Genomic DNA, 1569 nt, shown 5'->3' on the forward strand with positions numbered 1-1569 from the left:
CCTGCTGCCCAATACCAAGCCATACCAAGGATAGTTTTGGTTGCTGCATCCGTAGAAGCGTTAGCAGTGCCAGGATTATTGCTAGAGCCTGAACCACTTCCAGAGCCTGAACCTGAATCAGATGAGCCTCCTGAGGTGTCTGTAATTTTCGTAACTGAAGTGATAGTTGTTTCGCCTAATGCGGTTGCATTTGCGCTTGTGAAAAGCACGGTAGATGAACCAAAAATATTAGCTACTACTGTGTTGTCAAGTGCACCGACTTCTGATGCGTCGGCAAACTTGCCAGCAATCTCGGCTGATGCTCCTAATTGTACGAGATACTCCTTAGTCTTGAAAAACCACTTTTTAGAGGGGTTCAAGCTCGGACGTGGGTCGAAAACGATGGCAACAGGATCCGTGATGTTTGCCACTTTCAAGCCAGCGACTTGATAATTTATCCCAGCATCATTTGCATCGGTTGCTGAGAAGATTAGCTCACCTTCTTTAATGTCTGTCGAAGGGTGCTTTTTGTTGAATGTTAAAGCCATTTTGCTATGTATTAATTTAAAATGAGAGTGAATTCGTGGTTGCTTTAGGTTACAAAGGTTGTAGGACTCGCATAAATCCTGACGTTAGTTTTCGCTCAAATACGCTGGAATACGCTCGAATACGGTGTAATTGGCTGTAGTGCGTTGATATTAGCTCTAGTACTTCCGATTTTTGATAGTACTAATCCATTCAAGCCATTCGTAGAACTTCCCTTCGTCCTTCATTGAGTTGATTTCAAAATCTGAGGGATTAAGTTCTCTACAGAGGTGTACGACCCATGCAGGGAGACATTTTCCTTTATAATCGTTCAAGTCTAGTTGATATTCATGCAATAGGTAGTCCCCATAAACCGCCATTAAATCCATGTAGGACCTTAAATGCAGATTATGTTCCTTAGCTAATGTTGAAAGATAAACTAGGTCTTTGCGTGACACGATTATTTGTATAGGTTCCTAATAAATTGATGAATGTTGAAATCGGATTGTTCTACAATATCAACATCCTGCCAGTCGTCATGATATTCAGGGGGAATCCAGAAATAGCCTAAATAATTGATTCTAAATCGTCTATTACAGGGTGTTCTGAATTCCCTAAGAATGGCTCTTTGCATTCCAATTTGGTCATATTCATTGGCTCTAATTTTGCGAGCTACCTCCAAAACTTCATCTAGCTTAGTTGTGGTGGATGTAGGGGAACAATCTCCAAGGACTTGATTCGAGATCTGATTGTTCTTTTTTTTTTGAGCTTCTTGAATGATTTGATTTTCTCTATCCTCAAGGTCTTTTTTAGTGACATTCTTGCTGATAAGCTTCAAAAAGACATAGACACCCAACAACGAACCTAAACCAATAGCAATCACTAGGATACAAAAGGTAAAAAAGTAGAATCCAAATTTTTTCATAAGTCAATTATTTGGTCTTGTAACAGAAGATATTCGTTCCCACTTTCGTCGGTGGCGATAAAGTAGCCATTGTCCTCTTTGAAACTTAGATTTTCGTTCGGTAGAAGTATCCTGTAAGCCAAATTCATTTTGTTGGGAAA

Annotated in this window: 3 protein-coding genes; all 3 read right to left on the reverse strand. The window is 40.0% G+C overall.

The features are described from left to right. The coding region (locus QM524_RS25845; protein ID WP_283346895.1) for a hypothetical protein at positions 1 to 527 on the reverse strand (527 nt) is incomplete at its 3' end. A 156-nt stretch (positions 528 to 683) separates the two neighbouring features. After that, positions 684 to 962, reverse strand: a complete 279-nt coding sequence (locus tag QM524_RS25850; RefSeq protein WP_283346896.1) for a hypothetical protein — start codon at positions 960 to 962, stop codon at positions 684 to 686. 2 nt (positions 963 to 964) lie between these two features. After that, on the reverse strand, positions 965 to 1429 hold the full coding sequence (locus QM524_RS25855) for a hypothetical protein (RefSeq protein ID WP_283346897.1): 465 nt from the start codon (positions 1427 to 1429) through the stop codon (positions 965 to 967). Between the last annotated feature and the right edge of the window lie 140 nt (positions 1430 to 1569).

This window comes from Flectobacillus roseus (assembly GCF_030056595.1).
GTDB classification, from domain to species: domain Bacteria; phylum Bacteroidota; class Bacteroidia; order Cytophagales; family Spirosomataceae; genus Flectobacillus; species Flectobacillus roseus.

Excerpts from the sequence above, each read along its gene's own strand:
- QM524_RS25855 (WP_283346897.1), bottom strand. The coding sequence starts at position 1,429 with ATGAAAAAATTTGGATTCTACTTTTTTACCTTTTGTATCCTAGTGATT.